Origin of the sequence: Chelatococcus sambhunathii, from assembly GCF_001418005.1 — a bacterium.
Classification (GTDB): Bacteria; Pseudomonadota; Alphaproteobacteria; order Rhizobiales; family Beijerinckiaceae; genus Chelatococcus_A; species Chelatococcus_A sambhunathii.
In genome coordinates this window covers 20,481-42,305 of record NZ_LIOL01000014.1, presented here as the reverse complement: position 1 = coordinate 42,305, position 21,825 = coordinate 20,481, and the positions used below count along the sequence as shown (strand labels likewise).

The window sequence follows — 21,825 nt, the reverse complement described above, 5'->3', positions numbered from 1 at the left end:
CGTGGTCGTTTCGCTGAAAGCCTTCCGACGCCGGGTCGGGGCGTTCATCGGGGGCTTCGAGGCAGGACTGGCGAACCGACGTCTCAAAGGTTTCCAGCCGAGCCGGGCGCATCTCAACACGCTGATTGCCGCGGCCGGACCCGACATTACTGCGCGGGCCCGCTGGCTCGTGCGCAACAACGGCTATGCCGCTAATGCGATCGAGAGCTGGGCCGGCAACGTCGTGGGTGCAGGCATCAAGCCGTCCTCGATGATCTCGGATTCCGACCTCAAGGCGCAGGTCCAGAAGCTCTGGCTCCACTGGACGGACGAAGCCGACGCCGAGGCGTTCACGGACTTCTATGGCCTGCAGCGTCGCGCGGCACGTGAGGTGTTCATCGCAGGCGAAGTGTTCTTTCGGTTCCGGCCGCGCCGGCCGCAGGACGGGCTCACGATGCCGCTGCAGCTGCAGATGCTCCCCTCCGAGATGCTGCCGATCAATCGCAACGAGGTTGCGCAGAACGGCAACGTGATCCGGCAGGGCATCGAGTTCGACGCAATCGGCCGACGCGTGGCCTACCACTTTCTGCGCCGGCACCCGGGCGACTTGACCGACCCCCGGCTCGCGGGCGAGACGGTGCGTATTCCGGCCTCCGAGATCGTGCACATCGTCGACCCGGTCGATGCCGGGCAAATGCGGGGCATTTCGCGCTTCGCCGCCGGGATCGTGAAGCTGTTCCTCCTCGACCAGTACGACGACGCCGAGCTCGACCGCAAGAAGGTCGCGGCAATGCACGCGCTTTTCATCACGACGCCAGCGCCGACCGAGCCGCTCGACGCCGCGGAAGGACGCGACGAGAATGACGAGCGTACGATCGACCTGCAGCCGGGCCAGATCACCATGCTGGAACCGGGCGAGGAAGTTCAAACCTCCTCACCCGCGGAATCGGGTCAGACCTACGAACCATTTCAGTACCGCACGCTGCTGCAAGTGTCGGCGGCGCTCGGCGTGCCCTATGCGTATCTCTCGAATGATATGCTCAAGGCGAACTATTCGAACTCGCGCCTTGCGCTCCTTGAATTCCGTCGCCGCATCGAAGCCTACCAGCATGCCGTGATCGTCTGGCAGCTCTGCCGCCGGGTGTGGGCGCGCTGGATGGACACCGCGGTGCTTGCGGGGGCGATCGACCTTCCAGACTATAACCAGCGCCGGCGCGAGTATCTTGCCTGCGGCTGGTTGCCGCCGAAGTGGGATTGGGTCGATCCCTTGAAGGATGCGCGCGCCGAGATCGAGCAGATCGAGGCGGGCCTCAAGAGCCGCACGCAGGCACTCGCCGAGCGCGGCTATGACGCCGAGCAGGTGGATGCCGAGATCTCGGCCGACCGGGCGCGCGAGAAGTCGCTGGGTTTGAGCTTTGCGACCTCCGTCAACCTGCCGGCGGTAAACTTGTCTACGGCCTCCGACGCGGTGACGAACTGAATGGATCGAGCACCGATACGCCCGTCGGTTCGAAATCCGATACGTTGCGTGTGACCACCGTGAGGCCGTGTTCGAGCGCGATGGCCGCGATTTGAAGGTCGGCGCCATGATGGCCGAGCGCTGCGCTCAGCTGTCCCCAGCGCCGCGCGGAAGCAAGATCGAAAGGCAGAACGCGGTCGCCGTAAACGGTCAGGACCTGGTCCAGCCAGCGGGCAAGCATCGCGGCAAAATTTGGGTCCTTGCCGCGCTGCAAGGCGATCCCGCGCTCGATCTCGCCGATGCCGATGACGCTGAGGAACAGGTCGCTGCTCCGTTGGCGACTGATCCAATTTTCCACGTTGGCATCACGCCGCCGCTTGGCCAGCGCCGAGAGAACGTCGGTGTCGATCAGGTACATCAGAATTCGACGGCGCGCGGCATCGCCTTGAGACGATCAAACTCAACGTCGCCTTGAGGCATCGCGAGCAACAGCTCGGCAAAGCTTGGGGCCTTCAGCTGCTCCAGCTTGCGCAGACGCTCGTATTCGTCGGCGGCAACGACGACGACGGCCGGTTTGCCGTGCTTGGTCACGGTCTGCGGCTTGCGGCGGGCAGCCTCGACCACCTCACTGAACCTGTTCTTGGCGTCCTGCACCGACCACGTGCGGTGAGCCATCCCATCTCTCCTAGCTAGATTTTCTAGCCAGAATATCGGACCGCCTACTCGATTCGTCAAGGGCCCCGCGAAGGATAACGTACGCATGCTCAACCTGCCACACGTGGCATCTCGCGTGTTTGGGACGCCGCTCATGATCGCGCGCCCCAAGCTCGAGGCGATCCTCGGCGTCTTGGCGCCACGCCTTAGCGGTGAGACGATCGAACCGATCGACCAGACGTCCGATCCGGCGCCCCTCACCTCGATCACGGTCGAGCGCATTGCAGTCGTTTCCGTGATCGGCACGCTGGTGACCCGCTCCGGCTATCTCGATGCCGCGAGCGGGCTCATGTCTTATGGCGACATTGGCGACGCCATTGCCGGCGCGATGTCGGACCCAACCGTCCGCGGTGTGATCCTCGACGTGGACTCCTCGGGCGGGGAGGTTGGCGGCCTGTTCGATCTTGCCGACCGGATCAGCGCGATCAGGACGGCCGGCGATAAGCCGTTGTGGGCGGTTGCGAACGAAAGCGCGCTGTCGGCAGCCTATGCCATCGCGAGTACGGCCGATCGGGTCTATGTCACCCGCACGGGCGAGGTCGGTTCGATTGGCGTGGTTGCCGCGCATGTCGATGAAAGCCAGGCCGATGTCAAAGCGGGGCTCGCCTGGACCTTCATTTTCGCGGGCGACCGCAAGGTTGACGCGAATGCACATGAGCCGCTCTCGGAGCGTGCCCGGTCAACGATTCAGGCGGACGTTGATCGCCTCTACTCCGAATTCTGCGGTCTGGTTGCCGCCAATCGCGGCCTGACGACCGAGGCGGTGCGGGGCACCAACGCCGCGATCTATCGCGGCGAGCTCGCGATCCGCGCAGGTCTCGCCGATCGTCTCGGTACGCTCGACCTCGCCATCGCCGAAATGGCCGCTGAGCTCGATCGGAGCGCATCAACGCGCGCTTTTATTAACCCGACACTCAAGAGGAGCCTGTCCATGGCGACGAACGAAACCGAACAGATCCAAGATCAGCCGAGCGAACCGCAGCAAGCGGCCGACGCTCCGCCGGCCGTAACACAGGCTGCGCCGGATCCCGCGCCGCCGGCAGCGCCTGCATCAACCACGCCCGAAGCGGGCGCGGCCGAGCGATTGCGCGCGGAGTTCGCCGAGGTTGCCGCGATTGCGGCACAAGCAGCTCGCCTTGATGTTGCGGTCGACGCCGCCGACGCGCTGAAAAAGGGCATTACGCCCGATGCGTTGCGTCGCTCGGTGCTCGACACGCTCGCTGCGCGTGCCGAGGCAACGAGCGTCATTGCCGCAGCACCGTCCACTCCCGCTGCTGGCGACAGCCCGATCGTGCGGCGTGCACGTGAGCGGGCCGCGGCGACTCGTGCCTGAACACGTAAGGAGCACAACACATGTCCACATTGACGATGGCGCCGACGCTCGGCGACCTGCTCAAGTACGAGCTCAACGGCAACTACACACGGGAGACCGTGACGCTCAAAGCCGGCACGAACTACGCGCTCGGCGCCGTGCTCGGCAGGATCACGGCCTCCGGCAAGTACCGGCTTTCTCCCGCGGCACAGGTCGTGGGCGACGAAGGCGCCGAAACCGCAGTCGCGGTTCTGATCGAGGCGGTCGACGCCACCGCCGCCGACAAGCCGGGCCTCGTCATCGCGCGAGGTCCCGCGATCGTGTCCAAGGCCGCGCTCGTGTTCGATCCATCCGTCGACCAGGCGGCCGAGAAGGACGCGAAGCACACGCAGCTCGCCACGGCCAGCATCGTGCCGCGCGACACCGCCTGATCTCTTCCCCAACCTCCCTGCCTGACCGGGCCTCGATGGAATCCATCGGGGCCCGGTCCCTTTCTGAGGAGACCCGACTCTATGGCCCCGATGATCAATCCCTTCGACGCGGGCGGCTACACGCTCGCCGAGATGACGCAAGCCATCAACATCCTGCCCAACATCTACACCCGTCTCGGCCAGCTCGGCCTGTTCCGCTTCGAGGGCATCACCCAGCGCAGCGTCGTCATCGAGCAAGCCGAGGGCGTGCTGAACCTCTTGCCGACGGTGCCGCTCGGCGGGCCGGCCACCGTGGCTAACCGCGACAGTCGCTCCATGCGCTCGTTCACGGTGCCGTGGATTCCCCACGACGACGTGATCACGCCTCAGGACATCCAGGGCGTGCGCGGCTTTGGCGTCGCGGATGCCGCCGACCCGCTCGCGACCGTCATGGAGCGCAAGCTCACCCGCATGCGGGCAAAGCACGCCCAGACCCGTGAGTACATGGAGGTCAATGCGCTGCGCGGTGTGGTCAAGGATGGGGCCGGCATTCAACTCTACGATTACTTCGCCGAGTTCAGCCTCGCCCAGCAGTCGGTCGACTTCGTGCTCGGCACGGCCGGCACGAATGTGCAGGCCAAGTGCCGCGAGGTGCTGCGCGACATCGAGACCGAACTCAAGGGCGAGACCATGACCGGGGTACTGGCCCTGGTCAGCCCCGGCTTCTTCGACAAGCTGATCGGCCACGCCAAGGTCGAGGAAGCCTACAAGTACTTTTCCTCGACCGGCGCGCAGCCGCTGCGCGAGGACACGCGACGGCGCTTCCCCTTCGCCGGCATCGTGTTCGAGGAATACAACGCCACGGTCACACTCTCGACCGGCGCGACCGAGACGCTGATCCCGGCGAATGAAGGCATCGCCTTCCCGCTCGGCACGATGGACACGTTCGTAACCTACGGGGCGCCTGCAAACCTGATCGAGACCGTCAACACGGTTGGCTTGCCGATCTATGCCCGCCAAATAGCCCGGCCCGACGGCAGCGCCATCGACGTGAAGACCGAGGCCTCGCCGCTGCCCGTGAACAAGCGGCCGCGACTTGCGGTCAAGATCATCACCAGCAATTAACCCTCCGAAGCCTTGGCGTAGGAGGGCTGACGATGGACGCCTTCGCCGCCGCAACCGATGCGCTGTTCGCCGATCCGAACATCGCCCGCGACGCCATCTGGCGCGTGGGCGGTGTTGATCCTGGAATTCTCGTCCGCGTCATCACGCGCCGGCCGGACGAGGTCGTCGGTTTTGGCGACAGTCGAGCCATCCTCTCGACACTGCTGATCGACGTGCGCCGCTCCGACGTAACGGCGCCGGTAAGTGGTGACACGGTCGAGATCCCCGGGCCAGGCCCGGGGACCAGCGAGACCTTCCAGATCATCGCGACGCCCACCCTCGACAGCCTGCGGCTCGTGTGGACATGCGAGGCAGCGCCGCCGCCATGAACCATGCGCTTCACGCTGAAGACTGACGACCTCATCAAGGGTCTAAGCGACATTGAAGGCGATGCGGCGCGTTCCGTCACCCGAGCCATGCGCGAGGTGACCGACGGCCTCAAGTCTGATCTGCGCGCCGACGTCGTCGATTCTGGTCTCGGGCAGCGCCTCGCCAATACCTGGCGCGGCAGGACCTATCCCGAGGGCGGCGCCAGCCTGGAAGCGGCGTCCTTCGTCTGGTCGAAAGCGCCGAACATCGTCGATGCCTTCGACCGCGGCGTGACGATCCGGTCGCACCGCGGCTTCTGGCTCGCCATTCCAACGCCGGCTGCTGGCGTCAAGGGTATCAGCGCCACCGGCGCCATGCAGCGCATCACGCCGGGCGGCTGGGAGCGGCGCACCGGCATGCGGCTGCGCTTCGTATACCGGCGCGGCCAGCCTTCGCTGCTCGTCGCCGACAACGCGCGGCTGAGCAGAAAGGGTCTCGCCAGGCAGAACATTGGCCGTACCCGAACAGGCGCTCAGTTCACCCGGCTGAGGGGGCGCTCGACCGTCGTGGTCTTCGTCCTGGTCCCGCAGGTCACATTGCGCAAGCGGCTCGACATCGCCTCGATTGCACAACGCTGGGCCGATCGCGTGCCAGGCGCCATTGCGAGTCATTGGAGATGACTGTGAAGCACCAACCCGCCGCGGTCCTGATGACGCTCTTGGCGTTCGTGTTCATCATTTCGGTGCTGGTGGCGAGCCTGCGGTGACGAGCAAGCGCGAACAGGTCCTTGATGCGGTCAAGGCTCTCGTTGCGGCCGCGCTGCCGGATGCGGACGTCAAGCGCAACCTCGCCAAGGCGGACCGCATCCCGCCCGGCGGTCTCATCATCGTGCGCGACGGCGACGCGGGCGAGCCAGAGGTCATGCTGTCGCCGCTCACCTACATCTACACGCACCGGATCCCGATCGAGGTTGCGGCCTACGACACCTCGAGCAAGACCCGCGAGCAGGTGCTCGACGAAATGCTCGGCGCGATCGGCGCTGCTGTTACTGGCGATCGCACACTGGGCGGCCTCTGCGATTTCATCGAGACAGAGGCGGCGGCGACCGACGATGTCGAGACCGCGGGCGCCCGCCCCGGTCGCTGGGCCGACGCCGCGATCGTTGCGGTCTATGCCACGACCGATCCGCTGAACTGAACATCAACAATCCAGGAGAGTCCCATGGCACGCGCGCGCGGCGCCAATGCCGTCATGGCGGCCGCATTCGAGACGACCTACGGCACGCCGCCGGTGGCCGGTTACAAGAAACTCCCCTTCGTCTCCTCGGCGCTCGGCGACGAGCAGAACCTGATCGCCAGCGATCTCCTTGGGCTTGGCCGGGAGCCGCTGCCGCCGAGCCGGGACGTCGTGAACAACGAGGGCGACGTTGTCGTCCCGGTCGATCTCCGCAACTTCGGCTATTGGCTGAAGCTCCTGCTCGGCATACCGACATCGGTCGACAACGCCGGCGTCTTCACCCACACGTTCGTCTCGGGCGCGCTCACGCTGCCGTCGATGTCGATCGAGGTCGGCATGCCGGAGGTCCCGAGCTATGGCATGAACTTCGGCGTGCGCGCCAACTCGATGCGCATCCAGCTGCAGCGATCGGGACTCCTCAACGCCACCATGAGCCTGGTCGCGCAAGGCGAAACGCGGACCACAACGTCGGGCGCTGCTTCGCCCAGCGAGGCGGCGATCGAGCGCTTTTCGCAGTTCATGGGCGAGATCAAGCGCAACGGCACGGCCCTCGGGCAGATCGTCTCGGCCGAGCTCATGTACTCGAACAATCTCGACAAGGTCGAAGTGATCCGGCCTGATGGCCGGATCGAGGACGCGGACCCGGCCATGGTCAGCGTGACCGGCAACGTGGCTGTGCGCTTTGCCGACACCGTGCTGCTCGACCAGGCGGTGAACGGCACCGCCTGCGAGCTTTCCTTCGGCTGGACGATCGGCGCCGACAAGTCGCTCCTGTTCACCCTGCACGAAGTCTACCTGCCGCGCCCGAAACTGCCCATCACCGGACCGGGCGGCGTTCAGGCCACCTTTGCGTTCCAGTCGGCCAAGGACCCGAGCCTGCAGAAGACGCTGACGGCCGCCCTCGTCAACGACGTGTCAGCCTACTGATCTCCTGAGAACCAGCATGGCCAAGACCAGATCCGAGCCGCTTGCGCGCGGCCCGTCCCGCTCATCCCAAGAGGCCCCCATGTTCAAGCTTGCCTTGGACCGCGAGCCGTTCTGGCTCGAAGTCCTCCCCGGCGTGCGAATCAAATTCCGTCCACTGACCGTCGCAGCGATCCTTGTGGCCCGCAGCAAGGCCGCCGGGGTGCTGAGCGCGGGCGGCGAGGATGCCGCGATAAAGGCCGGTGTGGCCTTCACGCGCGCGCTTGCCCATTCGGGCATTGCCGCTTGGACGGGCGTGGGCGATGCCGAGGGCAGGCCCGTGGATCCCACGCCTGAGAACATCGATGCCGCGCTCGAGCTCTGGCCCATGTTCGATGCGATCGATCGGCTCTATGTCGGTCCCGCGCTGATCCAGGACGCCGAAAAAAACGCCTGATCGCCCTCGCCGAATGGCACTTCGGCGGGGGCGAGGCTTATTGTGCGGCGTGCCCTGAGACCTGTGCCGGCTGCCCGTACGTCGAACACGCGCCCACAACGGCGGAAGGGATCGCCGCCTGGGGCGTGCTCAAGCGCGCGGCCGGCCAGGTCCGCGCGGTGATGGGTGGCGTCTACGCGCTCGATTTCAGCGCCGTGTTGCTGCTTGCCGACGCCATGGGAGCGCTCAATACGCTTCTCGTCGACCTCTTGCCCGAGATCGAGCCGATCATCGTTCGCGGCTACGCCCGAGACCCATAAATGAGCACCACACAGGTCTCGATCCGACTTGGGGTCGAGGGCAAGGCGGAGGTCAAGCGCGCCTTCGACGAGGTCGGCAAAGCGGGACAGGACGCCTTCCGTGGCGTTGCCACCTCCATGGACGCGGCGGGTGCCGCCGCCGATCGGGAGACGCAAAGGCTTCAGCGCCTGGCGCAGGCTGCGAGGCAGGCCGCCGCCGCCGACCAGGCGCAGCGCAGCTTCAACCACGTCTTGGGCATTGGCATCGGGCCCTCGAAGTCCGCCCGCGACTCCGCCGCCGTGTTCGAAGAGGCTGCACGGACCGCGGAAGACCTTGCCGCGCGCACCGCGGCACTGCGCGCGCAGATCGATCCTCTTGGCGCTGCGCAGACCAAGCTCAATGCTGAGATCGCCGAGGCGAATGCCCTGTTCAAGGCGGGCGCGATTACCGCCGAAGAGCAGGCCGCCGCCCACGCGCTCGCGCAGAGCCGATTCAACGCCACGGCGCGCGCCCTCGGCGCAGTCGGTGCTACCGGCAAGCTGACCTCGAGCCAGCTCGTCAATCTCAGCTATCAGCTCAACGACGTGGTCGTCTCGCTCGCGAGCGGCCAGCGTCCGCTGATGGTGCTGATGCAGCAGGGCTCGCAGATCGCCCAGATCTTCGGTCCCGGCACGGGAGTCACCGGCATCCTGCGCGGCGTCTGGCAGGGCCTCACCAGCCTGATCTCGCCGACGACCGCGGTGGTCGGCGGCATCGCCGCCATCGGTGCTGCCGTCGGCTACTCCTATTATCGCTACATCGAGTCGCAGAAGGAGCTCGAGGTTGCGCTCGCCGGCACCGGCCGTGCCGCCGGCGCAACCGTCGGCCAGATCGAGCACATCGCCGAGCGGTCGGCCTCCGCCGGAAATGTCTCGGTTGCCGCCGCCCGCGAGATGGCAGCGGCGTTCCTCGCAACCGGCAAGATCGCCGTCGCGAACTTCGAAGGTCTGATCAAGGTCGTCAAGAATTACGCCGCGACGACAGGAACCGATGCCAAGGCGGCCACAAAGGAATTAGCCTCGGCCTTTGCCGACCCGATCCGCGGCGCCGATGCGCTCAACGACAAGCTCAATTTCCTCGACGACCGGACTAGGGCATACGTTCGCACGCTTGCCGACCACAACGACCGCACCGGTGCCCAGCGCCTCCTCCTCGATGCGCTGAAGGGCAGTCTCGTCAATGCGGCGGACGCGACGACAGCGCTCGGGCGGGCGTGGGACTTCGTCGGGCGCATGGCATCGAACGCCTATGACGCCATCGGCCGGGCGATCTCGCGCGCCATCGATGGCGCGCCGATCGAGGAACGCCTCAAGGAACTGCAGCAGGAGCGTGCACGGCTTCAAGCGCTGATCGAGAACCCACCGACCCGCTTCGCGGCCCAGGCCCGCAACGTCAACACGCGGCTGCTCGCGGACGTTGACGCCGAAATCGCCAAGATCGAGGCGAAGCTCAACGCCATCGAAGCGCGCGCCCGGGACGCGAGGGCGAACGAGCTCTCAATCCGCGCCGGCACCGTTGCGCGCGAGCTCACGCCGGGCTTTGAGGAGTTGCAGGCGCTGCGCGCGCGGCAGGCGCAGCTTCGTTCTGCCCTTGATGACCCGCTGGTCCGCCAAAAGGTCGCCGACTTGCGCCAGGTCGAAGCGGCCTATGACGCGATCACCCGCGCGCTGCGCACCTGGCTCGATCCGGCCGAGAAAGCCCGTCGCCTCGACGAACTCGAACTTAAGGCGCTCGAGGCCAAGACTCCGGCGCAGAAGGCAGCGATTGCCGAAGAGCGGCGGCGGCTTGAACTTGCCGGACAGGCCATCCCCGTCGCCATCGCCGAAGCCGACATCGAGCGGGCGGCTACCCGAGCCCGCGCCGAAGCGACCCAGGCGCTGATCGACCAGTCGCGCGTGGTCGAGGTCAACACGCGGGCGACGCTCGGTCTTGCCGAGGCTTGGCTCAAGGGCGCAGCGGCAGCCCAGCAGGCCGAGGTGCGCCGCAAGGCTCTGACCGAGGCCGTGCAGAACGGCGTCGACGTTGAGGCCCGCGCGCGCGAACTCCTGCGCGAGCAGATCGCGGAAACTGCGGCGCAGTCGGCCAAGTCGGTCAGCGATCTGACCGCCGAAGCCGATGCGCAGCGCCGGCTCAACGACGCGGTCCTTGCCGGCCGCCACACGAGCGAGCAGGCGCAGCGGCAGATGCAGGTCGAGCAGGCGCTGCGGCCGCTAATCATTGCGCAGTCGCTCGCCGAGGGCGAGGCGAAGACGACGCTCTCGCGCATCATCGATCACCTGCGCGGCGCTTACGCGGGGCTCCACGGCGAGCAGACGCGCGCCGCGGCCCTGCAGACGCTCGAAGGCCAGCGAAACCAGGTCGAGCTTCTGCAAAAGCAGATCGAGCTTGCCGGCACGAGCGAATCGCAGCGCGCGATCATCATCGCGCAGCTGCAGGCCGAGCAGCAGCTGCGGCAGAAGGGCATCGACCTTGCCAGTGCCGAAGGCCAGGCGATCCTCGCCAACGCCGCCACCATCGAGCGACTGAACCAGGAGCTGGCGCGCTCGCAAGGTGCCATGCAGGTGCTTCAGGGGATCACTGACACAACCTTCAACCACTTCGCCAATCTGATTGCCGAGGGCAAGCTCGACTGGAAGTCATGGGCGGATGCGGGGCGCGCCGCGATCGCCGATATCGAAAAGGAAATCCTCAAGCTTGCGGTGCTGAACCCGTTCAAGAACATGCTGTTTGGCACCAACCTGCCGACGCTCGGCAACGTCGGCGGGCTTCTCGGCAACCTGTTCGGCGGGTTTTTCGGCGGCGGCGCAGGCCTCTCCCCGGCCACCGCGGCGGCGCGCCTGTTCGGCTCGCCGATCTATCACGCGGGCGCAATCGCGGGAGATCCGGCACCAACCCGCTTCGTTCCCCGCGACCTGTTCCGAACGGCGCCGCGCTTTCATGAAGGCGCGTTTCTGAAGCCCGACGAGGTCCCGGCCATCCTGCAGCGCGGCGAGCGCGTGCTCTCGCGCGAAGAGACGCGCCGCTATGCAGAGCATGCGTCTAACACCCAGCCGATTGTCAACGTGGTGATCCAGACGCCGAACCCGGCCGCGTTCCAGGCGAGCCGCACACAGATCGCGGCCGACCTCGCGCGCGCCGTGCGCATGGGCACGCGGGGACTGTGAATTGGCTCAATCGTTCGAGACAACGAGCCGCAACGGACTTCGCTCAGCTGGAATTCGGCCAGGAGGCGAACGAACCGCTTCAGCGGCTTCCGTTCCATCCAAGTCGGTCTCTGTTTCCGATGGCGTTGGAGAAGCTTCGAGATAGCGGGTCGCGGTATCGAGGCCAACCACTCGCCCAATGCGATCGGCGATCGTCCGCGCGACCGCGCACCAGAATTTATGCTCGCCACGTTCGCCCGCGCGAAGCGTGCGAATGCGATGATCGCGCGCGACGTCATAGGCGCTCTCGCCGTGCCGGGCTATCAGCTCGTCGGCCCTCTGCACGACTCGCTTAAGGAATTCGCGCCGGCGCTGCGCCCATCCGAACATTGGTCTGATTTTCACCTCGCGACGATGGGAAAACCGATCGAGCTCCGCCGACGGTACCATGGTCGTCGCGCGCAGTCAGCCTGAAAGCCTTCGTCGCCAGCTCCCACGCCGTGTCCCAGCCGTTCCTCGACATTTCGTTTCCGCCCTTCGTCGCGCGCGGAGCAACCGGCGGACCGTCGTTCTCGACCGGCGTCGTGGCGCTCGCCTCTGGCCGGGAGGAGCGCAACATCCTGTGGGCGAACGCGCGGGGCAAGTGGAACATCTCCACGGGCATCCGCACCCGTGAGCAAATGCTCGACGTGATTGCCTTCTTCCATGTCGTGAAAGGTCGCGCCTATTCGTTCCGCTTCAAGGACTGGAACGACTATGCCGCGACCGATCAATTGATGGTCGAGGTGACGCCGACGGTCTGGCAACTCGTCAAGCGCTACGCGATCGGCGGGTTCGAGCATGTCCGCACCATCACCAAGCCCGTGGCCGGCACGGTCGCGGTCAAGATCGGCGGGGTGCCGACCACCCCGTCCGGCATCGACCACCTGACCGGGCGGGTGACGTTTTCCTCTCCGCCCTCCTCGGCTCCCACCGCCAGCTTCGAGTTCGACGTGCCGGTGCGGTTCGATACCGACCACCTGCCGGTGCAGGCGCAAGCCTTCGACCAGCAGGTCGTCTCCCAGATCGACCTGATCGAGGTCCGGGAGTGAGCGATGCGCGACTTGACCGCCTCCATGCAGGAGAAGCTCGCGAGCGGGCTCACCACGTTCTGCCATTGCTGGCTCCTGGAGCGGACCGACGGCGTCAAGCTCGGCTTCACCGACCATGACGAGAACCTTTCATTCGATGGCGTGACCTACGAGGCGCTCGCCGGCATGACCGCCTCGGCCGTGACGCAGACGCTCTCGCTCAATGTCGACACCATGGATATCGCGGGCGCGCTGCAGAGCGATCACCTCAACGAGGCGGACCTTGCGGCGGGCCTCTACAACAACGCCGCGCTCACGCTCTATCTCGTCGACTGGACCGATGTGACCGACCGCGACATCGTCTTTGCCGGCTCGGTCGGCGAGATTTCCCGGGGGCTCAATGCCTTCACCGCCGAGATGCGCGGGCTCTCCCACGCGCTCAACCAGGAACGAGGTCGCATTTATCAGCGCGCGTGCGACGCCGACCTCGGCGATGGCCGATGCACGGTCAACCTCGACTCGCCGACTTACAAGGGCAACGGGACTGTCGATGGCGTGAGCTCGGGCCACGTCTTCTCGGCGAGCGGGCTCGACGGCTTTAGCGATGGCTGGTTCACCGGCGGGAAACTCGTGTGGACGAGCGGAGCAAACCAGGGCGCCGCAATCGAGGTCAAGACCCACGTCAACACCGGCACCGAGGTGTCGTTCGAACTATGGGAGTCGATGGCCTTCGACATCGTCGCGGGAGAGCAGTTCACCGTCAGGGCCGGCTGCGACAAGAGCCTCGACACTTGCATCGCGAAGTTCGGCAACGTCGCGAATTTCCGCGGCTTCCCCTTCATTCCGGGCAATGACGCGGTCGTGTCCTATCCCAATACGGGCGATCGCAATGACGGCAAGTCCCGATTGGGCGGCTAACGTCAGCCGCGCCGCGATCGTCGCGGAAGCGCGCTCGTGGATCGGCACACCCTACCGGCACCAGGCCTCGCTCAAGGGCGCGGGCTGCGATTGCCTCGGGCTGATCCGCGGTATCTACCGCGCCTTCTATGGTCTCGAGAAGGAGCCGATCACGCCCTATTCGCCCAACTGGGCCGAGGAGACCGGGCAGGAGACGCTGCGCGATGCCGCCCGCCGGCATCTGGTCGACATCGACGCGGCGCCTTTCCGTGACGGCGCGCCGCTCGATGCAGGCGACGTGATCCTCATCCGCGTGCGCGACCGCGGGCCAGCCAAACACGCCGCGATCACGTCGGGACCGGACTCGATCATCCACGCTTATGAGCGCCATGCGGTCGCCGAGGACGCGCTGCCAGCGGCCTGGCGCCGGCGCATCGCCTACGCGTTCCGCTTTCCGGGGATCGTAGAGTAGCTATGGCTTCGCTCGTTCTGACGGTTGCCGGCTATGCCGTCGGCGGCCCGATCGGCGCGCTCGTGGGCTCGTTCGCCGGAAGCTTCATCGATCGCAAGCTGTTCGCTCCGCCCCCGGTCAATATCAACAACACCCAGGAGGGACCGCGGCTCACCGATCTCTTCGTTACCTCGTCGAGCGAAGGCGCGCCCGTCCTGCGCGTCATCGGCCGCATGCGGGTGAGCCCGCAGATGATCTGGGCGACCAACTTCCGCGAGGTGGTGACGGTCTCGACCCAGACGCAGACGTCCGGCGGCGGAGGCGGCAAGGGCGGCGGCGGTGGCGGGGCGTCTTCGACCGTCACCACGACCACCACGACCTACAGCTATTTCGTGTCGTTCGCGCTGGGCTTGTGCGAGGGCCCGATCGTCGGCATTGGCGGCGTGTGGGCGGACGGCAAGCCGCTCGACATGTCGCAATATACCTTTCGGCTCTACAAGGGCGACGAGACGCAAGGGCCTGATCCCAAGATCGCGGCGGTCGAGGGCGCGGGCCGCGTCCCCGGTTTCCGCGGGCTCGCCTACCTCGTGTTCGAGGAGATGCCCCTCGAAAAGTTCGGCAACCGCATCCCGCAGATCACGGTCGAGGTGATCCGCCGCCCGAGCGCAACCGGCGTGCGGCTCGAAGATGTGCTCACGGCCGTAACAATCATCCCGGGCCTCGGGGAATTCGTCTACGCGACCGACACGGTCTACCGCTCCGACGGCCTCGGCCACTCCGTTGCCGAGAACCGGCACGGCAGCCACGGCAAGTCGGATTTCCTGGTGGCGCTCGACCAGCTGCAGGCGAGCGCCCCGAACGTCAATGCCGTCTCGCTCGTCGTCGCCTGGCACGGCACGGACCTGCGCTGCAGCAACTGCGAGATCAAGCCCAAGGTCGAGTTCGGCGCGAGCAAAGTCACGACGCCCTGGAGCTGGCAGGTGTCCGGCATCGGTCGCGGCAGCGCCGATGTCGTCTCCTCCGACAGCTTCGGCGCCCTGCTCGGCGGCGCGCCCGCCGATCGCTCGGTGGTGCAGGCCATCACCGAGCTCAAGGCACGCGGTTTCCGCGTCGTGCTCTACCCGTTCGTCATGATGGACATCCCGGCGGGCAACGGTCTGACGAACCCGTACAGCGACAATGCCGCAGCCAGCGGGCAACCGGTCTTTCCCTGGCGGGGCCGCATCACCTGCTCGCCGGCGCCCGGCTATGCCGGCACGGTCGACAAGACCGCGGCGGCGGCGAGCCAAATCGACGCATTCTTCGGTGCCGCCGCGCCATCCGATTTCGGGGCGTGGAACGGCGACACGATCCCCTACAGCGGCCCGAACGAATGGTCCTATCGGCGTTTCATCCTGCACTATGCCAAGCTCGCCGTCGCGGCGGGCGGGGTTGACGCGTTCCTGATCGGCTCCGAGATGGTGGCGCTCAACCGCGTGCGATCGGGCGCCTCGACCTTTCCCGCTGTCTCGCACATGGTCGCGCTCGCCGCCGACGTGAGGACCATCGTGGGCTCGAGCTGCAAGGTCGGCTACGCTGCGGACTGGAGCGAGTACGCCAACTTCCGGCCCGACGACGGCTCGAACGACGTCTACTTTCACCTCGACCCGCTGTGGGCCAGCGCGAACATCGATTTCGTCGGCGTCGACAATTACATGCCGCTCTCCGACTGGCGCTCGGGCCGGCTGCATCTTGACGCGCAAGCCGGCGTGCCATCGATCTACGCCCAGTCCTACCTGCAAGGGAACATCGAGGGCGGCGAACTCTTCGACTGGTTCTACGCCTCGGGCGAGGACCGCAAAACCCAGACGCGGACGCCGGTCACGGACGGCGCCTACGGCAAGCCATGGGTTTTCCGCTTCAAGGATTTTTACGGCTGGTGGGCAAACCAGCACTACGACCGGCCGGGCGGAGTCGAAAGCGCATCGCCCACGGCCTGGGTGCCGCAGTCTAAGCCGATCTGGTTCACCGAATTCGGCTGTCCCGCGATCGACAAGGGCAGCAACCAGCCCAACGTCTTCTATGACCCGAAATCCTCTGAAAGCGTCCTGCCCTACGTGTCGACCGGGCGCCGCGACGACCTGATCCAGCGCGCCTTCCTCGAAGCCCACATCACCTATTGGAATCCCGCGGCCGGCCACAACCCGACCTCGTCGGTCTACGGCGGCCCAATGATCGATCCGGCTTCGCTGTTCGCCTGGACGTGGGATGCAAGACCCTATCCGCGGTATCCGAACTCCTCGCTCATCTGGCGGGATGCCGCCAACTGGCGGCGCGGCCACTGGCTCTCCGGCCGGCTCGGCCTCGTGACGCTCGCCGATACCGTGCAGGAGATATGCTCAGGCCTTGGCGTTTCGATCGATACCTCCGGCGTCAATGGCATCGTGCGCGGCTACACGATCGACAGCATCATGAGCCCGCGTAATGCGCTCAGCCCCTTGATGCAGGTTTATTTCTTCGACGCGGTTGAGTCCGGCCGCTCGATCCGCTTCGTCCAGCGCGGCGGCTCGCCGGTCGCAAGCGTCACCATGGACGATCTCGTCGACAGCGGAAACGAGGACAAGCGCTTCTATACGCTCACCCGCGCGCAGGAGACGGACCTGCCGGAGACCGCGCACCTGCGCTTCCTCGATCCGGACAACGACTACCAATCGGCCGATGTCTATTCGCGCAGGCTCCGGGGATCGAGCCGCCGCACCATCGAACTCACGCCGGCGCTCGCGCTCGACTATTCCGAGGCGCAGGGCATTGCCGATGCGCTTCTCGTCGACACCTGGGTCATGCGCGAGCGCGCAGACCTGACCCTGCCGCCCTCGGCCTATGCCCTGGAGCCGACCGATGTCGTGACGCTCGATCTCAACGGCCGCAGTTTCGAGATGCGCATCGAGCAGCTGGGCTATGAGCGGAACAGGCCGGCTAGGCTCGTTCGCACCGACGAGGCGACCTATGGCGCGCCCGATGCACCTTCGCGCTTGCGCCAGCCGCGGCCCGAGGCCGAGCCCGGACCGGCCGTCCTGCACATTATGGACCTGCCGGTGCTGACCGCGAGCGAGATCGCAGGCGTCCCCCGCCTTGCCGCCTATGCCGAGCCCTGGGCGCGAGTCGACGTGTTCCGCTCGCCGGCAACGAGCGGCTTCGTGCGCGACCAATTCATCGTCAACCGCGCCACCATCGGCAGGACCCTGTTCGATTTCTATTCCGGTCCGGTGTGGACCTGGGACATGGCGAACAGCCTGTATGTCCAGCTACCTTCCACCCAGGCGCTCACCTCGCTCGATGACGCCTTCGTGCTCGCCGGCGGCAACACCTGCGCGATCCAGAACGCCGACGGGGAATGGGAAATCTTGCAGTTCGCCAGCGCCGAGCTCATCGCGCCCGATCAGTACAGGCTCACGCGGCTCATCCGCGGCCAGCTCGGAAGCGAATATGCCATGCGCGACCCAGTCGGCCCCGGCGCACCGTTCGTGATGCTCGATGCAACCGTTGTTCAGTCCACCATTGCCGTCACCGAGCGGCACAATCCCTGGACCTGGAAATGGGGCCCCTCCACCAAGGCGATCGATGATCCCACCTTCCGGGCGGTGACGTTCAGCTTCGATGGCGTGGGGCTACGCCCGTACAGTCCTGTCCATCTCGCCGGCGCCCGCGACCCGGCCACCTTCGACTGGACGCTGAGCTGGATACGCCGCACCCGCATCGACGGCGACAATTGGGAAGCGCCCGACGTGCCGCTCGGCGAAGAGGTCGAACTCTACGACCTCGACATCATCGATATCGGCACCGGCGCGGTCAGGCGCACGGCCCGCGTCAATCAGCCGGCCTTCCTCTACACCGCGACCATGCAGGCCGCCGACTTCGGCACCACTCAGTCGCAGGTAAAGTTCGCCGTCTACCAGATCAGCCTCGCCTATGGTCACGGCACCGGCGCGATCAAGACCGTCCCGTAAATCATGACCGATACGCCGCATCTCGGGCTGCCGCTGATCGCAGCGAGCCAGTCGCAGAAGCACGTCACCCACAACCAGGCGATCGTTGTCCTCGATGCGATCGTCATGCTGTCGGTGGTCGATTCGACGCACACCGCGCCACCGGCCTCACCCTCGGAAGGCGACCGCTACAAGGTCGCCTCCGGCGCAACCGGCGCCTGGACCGCCTGGGACCTCAACATTGCCCTCTACACCAGCGGCCAGTGGGTCAAGCTCGTCCCGAAAAAGGGCTGGCTCTGCTTCGACGAGGCAACCGGGGCGCTGACAGTCTGGACCGGGTCGAGCTGGACCGACCTCGCTGCCGCCGGCGGCTACCTGACGATCGCCGCCGCCGGCAACGGGACGCTCGCCAGGCTCGGCATCCTGACCGCGGCCGACAACACCAACCGGCTCGCCGTCAAGTCGGACGCAGTCCTCTTGAGCCACGACGACGTGACGCCCGGCAGCGGCGACATGCGGGTGGCGCTGAACAAGAGCGCGGCCGGGAACGACGCAGGCTTCGTCTTCCAGCAGGGGTTCAGCACGCGTGCGCTGTTCGGACTCCTCGGCGACAACGATTTCGTCATCAAGGTCAGTCCCGATGGATCGGCCTTCTACACGGCAATCTCGATCGACCGCAACACCGGCCATGTCGGCCTTGGCGGCGCGACCGCCGATGCCAACAACGCCCTGCTCGTCAAGGGTACGGCTTTCCTGTTCGACCGCGAGACCGACGATGTCCGCTTCACCTTCAACAAGGCGGCGGCGGGCGACGATGTCGCGCTCACGTTCCAGACCAACTACTCGGCCCGGGCCCTGTTCGGCCTCCTCGGCGACGACGACTTCACCGTCAAGGTCTCGCCCGATGGCTCGAATTACTTCACCGGGTTCACTGTCGATCGGGCCACTGGCCAACTCAGGCTGCCGCTTGCGTCGAAGTTCTCCGCCTATACCAACTTCGACAACTACATCGCCGCGAACACCTGGACCAAGGTCCAGTTCAACAACGCCGATTCCAACGACCAGAACGCGTTCAGCGGTGCGAACAACAATTTCACGGCACCGTTCGCAGGCCTTTACGCCTTCGGTTTCTCGTTTCGGTTCAAAGCCAATGCGACCGTGCCGACCAAGGTGATCGCGGCGTTCTACAAGAACGGCACTGAGCTTGGGCGCGGCCGCGCAGTGTCCGGCGCGCCGGTCGATGATGTCACGACCTACAACCTCTCGGTCCTGACGCCGCTTGCCGCGAACGACGTGATCGACGTGCGCGTGCATTTCGCGACCAACGACGGCTACATCGAGGCCGACCAATCGCACTTCTGGGGCCACTACGTGCCCTGAGGCGAAACGCACACAACAACCGCAACGACGGCCACCCCTCGGGGCGGCCGTTTCGATTCCGGAGCACTCCATGAAAGAAACCTACGACGAGGCGCTCAAGCGCCTGCTCGCGCACGAGGGCGGCTACACCAACCATCCTTCCGATCCAGGCGGCCCGACCAACTTCGGCATCACGATCCACGACTACCGCAAATACGTGAGGCCGAATGCAACTGCGGACGACGTGCGCGCCATGAGGCTCGACGAAGCCAAGGCGATCTACCGCGCCAAGTACTGGGATGCGCAGCGCTGTGACGACCTGCCCGCCGGCGTCGACTACACCGTCTTCGACTACGGTGTGAATTCCGGGATCGGTCGCTCGGGTCGCGTCCTGCGCCGCGTCGTCGGACTTCCTGACACGACGCATGCGGTGACCGACGAGGTGCTGCGCGCCGTCGCTAGGCGCGATCCGAAGGCGCTGGTGACCGCAATCAACGACGAGCGGCTGCGCTTCCTGAAAAGCCTCAAGACCTGGCCGGTGTTCGGCAGGGGCTGGGGCCGCCGGGTCGCCGAGGTCAAGGCGTTCTCGCTCAAGCTCGCCGAACACACGGTCGTCGCCAATGCGCCGGCGTCGCATCCCATGCCCACCGAGGCCGCGCCAGCGAAGGGTGTCGTGCCGCTCCCGAAAGGCCTGCAGAAGGTCACGACCGCCACTCCTGTCGCCGCCGGCGGCGCCACAGCGAAGACCTTGCACGATTCCGGGCACGACCCCTGGACCGTCCTCGCGGTGGCCGGCGGCTTTGTCCTGATCGCCGGGATCGGCTGGGTCGCCTTCCACTGGTGGCAGCAGCGCCGGCAACACGCGCCCACTCCTGGCCTCGTGCCGATACCGGCGAATTGAGCGCGCGCCATGCGAAAGGTGCGTGCCTTCAATATCCGCGGCCTCGGGCGGTTTCCCTCGAACGGCATGGTCAAGCTGACCGGGCTGTTGAACGAGATCCCGGGCGTCAGTGCGACCACCGACGATCACGGCATCTTCGGGTTCGAGTACGTTGTAAACCTGACCGAGGCCTGCGTCGCCGCCCACAAGTCCGGCCGGCTGATTGCGCTCAATGGCCACTCGTTCGGCGCCAACGCCGCGATCATGATCGCGACGCGATTGGCGCAGAGAAACATCGAGGTCGATTACCTCGCCGCCATCGATCCGGCTGCGCAGTTTGCGCTCAGCGTCTCGCTGAACGTCAGGCGCATCTACAACCCCTATCAGAAGGTCGATCCCGTTGGCCGCGGCGTCGTCAAGCCGGCCGACGGCGAGAGCGAAGCGCACTGGAACGCGCGCGCCATGATTGAGCGCCGCAACCAGCTGCATGTCCGCATCGACGACGACCCCCTCATCCACCGCAACATCATCGCCGCCATCAAGGCGCTGACAGCATAGGAGGAGAGCATGTTCTGGATCATCGCTGCACTGATCGGAGGCTACGTCGCCGCGATCTTCACTTGGCCGAGAATCCGCACCTGGGTCGTCGGCGTCGAGGCCGAGATCGCCTCGCTGCGCGAGAAGGCTCGCGCGCTCCAGGCCAAGATCAAGAGCTTCACTGGGGGATGACCATGTGCGAGCGTATCAAAGCATGGTTCAAGCACTCGGCCACGATTCTCTGGGCGCGGATCGTCGGGCTCGGCGGGCTCGTGTTCGCCGCCCTCGAAGCGACGGCTGACCTCTTCGAGCTGCCGGGGATCAGGGAGAACACCCAGCTCCTGCTCGATCCCAGGTACGTGCCCTACTACATCATCGCGATTGCGCTCGTGACCGAGCTCGCGCGCCGGCGCACGCTCAAGAAGGATGCCGACTGATGTGGGCGTGGCTGGCAAGTTTCCTGGGCGGCCCGGTCATCAACGGCCTGATTAGCGCCTACAAGGCCAGACTCGACGCCGCCCACACCCAGGACCGCATTGCGGCCGATCTCGCCGCCAAGGAAATCGAGGCTGAGATCGAGGCGCGAAAGCGGGCGTCCGCCATCATCATCGCCGAACAGGGTCGATGGTACACGGCCATCATCCGGCCGCTGCTCGCTGCGCCCGTGATCATCTACTTCTGGAAAGTGATCGTCTGGGACAAGGTGCTCGGGCTCGGCAGCACCGATCCGCTCACCGGCATGATCGCTGACTGGAGCGGCCTCATCATCACCGCCTACGTCGGCGGGCGCTCGATCGAGAAGGTTGCGCGGATTTTCAGGCGGTGAGCCTGTTATCCCGCTGCCACAGCGCTTTGGCGGTTGGCCCTTCCCCTCAGAACCACAACACACGCCGTACCCGTGCCTTCCGCTCGGGGGCGTGTTGGGACCGGTTTGACAAGCAAGAACAAGGCTTCCCATGACCGACGACACACACGCATCCAAACAGTCCAAGCCCTTGTTCGATCCCACGATCAACTATGGCCACATCCTCACCGCGGCCAGTTTCATTGTCGCGGGAACGGCTGCATTCTTTGGTATGAAAGTCGAGCTGCAAAATCTCGACCAGCGCGTCGCCAAAATTGAGTCAACACTGCAGCAGCTTGCAAGTGTCGTAGTGCAGACTGCCCGACAGGATGAGCGACTCAATACCATCGAGCGGCGTGTCGATCGCCTTGAACAGACGAGCTCGCCGAGACACCCGTGAACTAGATCACCGGTTCCG

The 21,825-nt window shown here is 65.9% G+C and carries 25 protein-coding genes; 22 read left to right on the top strand and 3 right to left on the bottom strand.

Translation table 11 applies throughout. The annotated features are described in order from the left end of the window. The first annotated feature begins 1 nt into the window (after position 1). Positions 2 to 1,459 carry a phage portal protein gene (locus ASC46_RS18750; RefSeq protein WP_055460828.1) on the top strand — a complete coding sequence of 486 codons (1,458 nt, stop codon included), beginning with the start codon at positions 2 to 4 and terminating at the stop codon, positions 1,457 to 1,459. Here the strand turns inward: ASC46_RS18750 and ASC46_RS18745 are convergent. Beyond that, positions 1,431 to 1,856, bottom strand: coding sequence for a type II toxin-antitoxin system VapC family toxin (locus ASC46_RS18745; protein ID WP_055460827.1), 426 nt, complete (start codon positions 1,854 to 1,856; stop codon positions 1,431 to 1,433). The two genes, ASC46_RS18750 and ASC46_RS18745, sit on opposite strands and share 29 nt — an antisense overlap. After that, the gene (locus ASC46_RS18740) at positions 1,856 to 2,113 is read right to left on the bottom strand and encodes a type II toxin-antitoxin system Phd/YefM family antitoxin (RefSeq protein ID WP_055460826.1); all 258 of its coding nucleotides are present in this window, start codon (positions 2,111 to 2,113) and stop codon (positions 1,856 to 1,858) included. Before ASC46_RS18740 ends, ASC46_RS18745 begins: the two co-directional genes overlap by 1 nt. A 133-nt stretch (positions 2,114 to 2,246) precedes the next feature. On the opposite strand from ASC46_RS18740, the gene ASC46_RS18735 reads away from it, so the two are divergent. The 10 genes from ASC46_RS18735 to ASC46_RS18695 all read left to right on the top strand — a co-directional run bounded on the left by ASC46_RS18735 (position 2,247) and on the right by ASC46_RS18695 (position 11,425). After that, positions 2,247 to 3,485 carry a S49 family peptidase gene (locus ASC46_RS18735; protein WP_245280626.1) on the top strand — a complete coding sequence of 413 codons (1,239 nt, stop codon included), beginning with the start codon at positions 2,247 to 2,249 and terminating at the stop codon, positions 3,483 to 3,485. Positions 3,486 to 3,505: 20 nt separating this feature from the next. Continuing rightward, positions 3,506 to 3,895 carry a head decoration protein gene (locus ASC46_RS18730; RefSeq protein ID WP_055460824.1) on the top strand — a complete coding sequence of 130 codons (390 nt, stop codon included), beginning with the start codon at positions 3,506 to 3,508 and terminating at the stop codon, positions 3,893 to 3,895. Positions 3,896 to 3,976: 81 nt separating this feature from the next. After that, the gene (locus tag ASC46_RS18725) at positions 3,977 to 4,999 is read left to right on the top strand and encodes a major capsid protein (protein ID WP_055460823.1); all 1,023 of its coding nucleotides are present in this window, start codon (positions 3,977 to 3,979) and stop codon (positions 4,997 to 4,999) included. A 32-nt stretch (positions 5,000 to 5,031) separates the two neighbouring features. Continuing rightward, positions 5,032 to 5,367, top strand: a complete 336-nt coding sequence (locus ASC46_RS18720; protein ID WP_055460822.1) for a head-tail joining protein — start codon at positions 5,032 to 5,034, stop codon at positions 5,365 to 5,367. A 3-nt stretch (positions 5,368 to 5,370) separates the two neighbouring features. Continuing rightward, positions 5,371 to 6,027, top strand: a complete 657-nt coding sequence (locus tag ASC46_RS18715; protein ID WP_055460821.1) for a DUF6441 family protein — start codon at positions 5,371 to 5,373, stop codon at positions 6,025 to 6,027. A gap of 82 nt (positions 6,028 to 6,109) precedes the next feature. Further along, complete coding sequence (locus ASC46_RS18710; RefSeq protein ID WP_055460820.1) at positions 6,110 to 6,544, top strand: hypothetical protein; 435 nt, start codon at positions 6,110 to 6,112, stop codon at positions 6,542 to 6,544. Between the two features lie 24 nt (positions 6,545 to 6,568). Further along, entirely contained in the window at positions 6,569 to 7,510 is a 942-nt protein-coding gene (locus ASC46_RS18705) for a phage tail tube protein (RefSeq protein WP_055460819.1), read from the top strand. A gap of 79 nt (positions 7,511 to 7,589) precedes the next feature. Next, positions 7,590 to 7,943 carry a hypothetical protein gene (locus ASC46_RS18700; RefSeq protein ID WP_055460818.1) on the top strand — a complete coding sequence of 118 codons (354 nt, stop codon included), beginning with the start codon at positions 7,590 to 7,592 and terminating at the stop codon, positions 7,941 to 7,943. 125 nt (positions 7,944 to 8,068) lie between these two features. Further along, positions 8,069 to 8,242 (top strand): DUF7697 family protein, encoded by a 174-nt coding sequence (locus ASC46_RS21550; protein WP_169790120.1) that lies wholly within the window; start codon positions 8,069 to 8,071, stop codon positions 8,240 to 8,242. Continuing rightward, the gene (locus ASC46_RS18695; protein WP_055460817.1) at positions 8,243 to 11,425 is read left to right on the top strand and encodes a phage tail tape measure protein; all 3,183 of its coding nucleotides are present in this window, start codon (positions 8,243 to 8,245) and stop codon (positions 11,423 to 11,425) included. Positions 11,426 to 11,431: 6 nt separating this feature from the next. On the opposite strand, the gene ASC46_RS21390 is transcribed toward ASC46_RS18695, so the two are convergent. Then, positions 11,432 to 11,854 carry a hypothetical protein gene (locus tag ASC46_RS21390; protein WP_141659719.1) on the bottom strand — a complete coding sequence of 141 codons (423 nt, stop codon included), beginning with the start codon at positions 11,852 to 11,854 and terminating at the stop codon, positions 11,432 to 11,434. Between the two features lie 50 nt (positions 11,855 to 11,904). Here ASC46_RS21390 and ASC46_RS18685 point away from each other — a divergent pair, with 50 nt between their 5' ends. From ASC46_RS18685 to ASC46_RS18640, 11 genes are all read left to right on the top strand, one after another. Continuing rightward, complete coding sequence (locus ASC46_RS18685) at positions 11,905 to 12,495, top strand: DUF2460 domain-containing protein (protein WP_055460815.1); 591 nt, start codon at positions 11,905 to 11,907, stop codon at positions 12,493 to 12,495. A gap of 3 nt (positions 12,496 to 12,498) precedes the next feature. Then, positions 12,499 to 13,392: a DUF2163 domain-containing protein gene (locus ASC46_RS18680; RefSeq protein ID WP_055460814.1), complete on the top strand. Its 894-nt coding sequence runs from the start codon at positions 12,499 to 12,501 to the stop codon at positions 13,390 to 13,392. Further along, positions 13,364 to 13,843, top strand: coding sequence for an NlpC/P60 family protein (locus ASC46_RS18675; RefSeq protein ID WP_055460813.1), 480 nt, complete (start codon positions 13,364 to 13,366; stop codon positions 13,841 to 13,843). The genes ASC46_RS18680 and ASC46_RS18675 overlap by 29 nt, the downstream gene beginning before the upstream one ends. Positions 13,844 to 13,845: 2 nt before the next feature. Then, positions 13,846 to 17,808 (top strand): baseplate multidomain protein megatron, encoded by a 3,963-nt coding sequence (locus ASC46_RS18670; protein WP_055460812.1) that lies wholly within the window; start codon positions 13,846 to 13,848, stop codon positions 17,806 to 17,808. 3 nt (positions 17,809 to 17,811) lie between these two features. Beyond that, positions 17,812 to 19,167: a DUF2793 domain-containing protein gene (locus tag ASC46_RS18665; RefSeq protein ID WP_055460811.1), complete on the top strand. Its 1,356-nt coding sequence runs from the start codon at positions 17,812 to 17,814 to the stop codon at positions 19,165 to 19,167. Between the two features lie 70 nt (positions 19,168 to 19,237). Beyond that, positions 19,238 to 20,047, top strand: a complete 810-nt coding sequence (locus ASC46_RS18660; RefSeq protein WP_055460810.1) for a glycoside hydrolase family 108 protein — start codon at positions 19,238 to 19,240, stop codon at positions 20,045 to 20,047. Positions 20,048 to 20,113: 66 nt separating this feature from the next. Further along, the gene (locus tag ASC46_RS18655; protein WP_141659718.1) at positions 20,114 to 20,584 is read left to right on the top strand and encodes a hypothetical protein; all 471 of its coding nucleotides are present in this window, start codon (positions 20,114 to 20,116) and stop codon (positions 20,582 to 20,584) included. A 9-nt stretch (positions 20,585 to 20,593) separates the two neighbouring features. Further along, positions 20,594 to 20,755, top strand: a complete 162-nt coding sequence (locus ASC46_RS21385; RefSeq protein ID WP_157672356.1) for a hypothetical protein — start codon at positions 20,594 to 20,596, stop codon at positions 20,753 to 20,755. Between the two features lie 2 nt (positions 20,756 to 20,757). Next, positions 20,758 to 21,000 (top strand): hypothetical protein, encoded by a 243-nt coding sequence (locus tag ASC46_RS18650; RefSeq protein WP_055460808.1) that lies wholly within the window; start codon positions 20,758 to 20,760, stop codon positions 20,998 to 21,000. Next, positions 21,000 to 21,389, top strand: a complete 390-nt coding sequence (locus ASC46_RS18645) for a hypothetical protein (protein WP_055460807.1) — start codon at positions 21,000 to 21,002, stop codon at positions 21,387 to 21,389. Before ASC46_RS18650 ends, ASC46_RS18645 begins: the two co-directional genes overlap by 1 nt. Positions 21,390 to 21,519: 130 nt before the next feature. Beyond that, entirely contained in the window at positions 21,520 to 21,807 is a 288-nt protein-coding gene (locus ASC46_RS18640; protein WP_055460806.1) for a hypothetical protein, read from the top strand. Positions 21,808 to 21,825 lie beyond the last annotated feature (18 nt).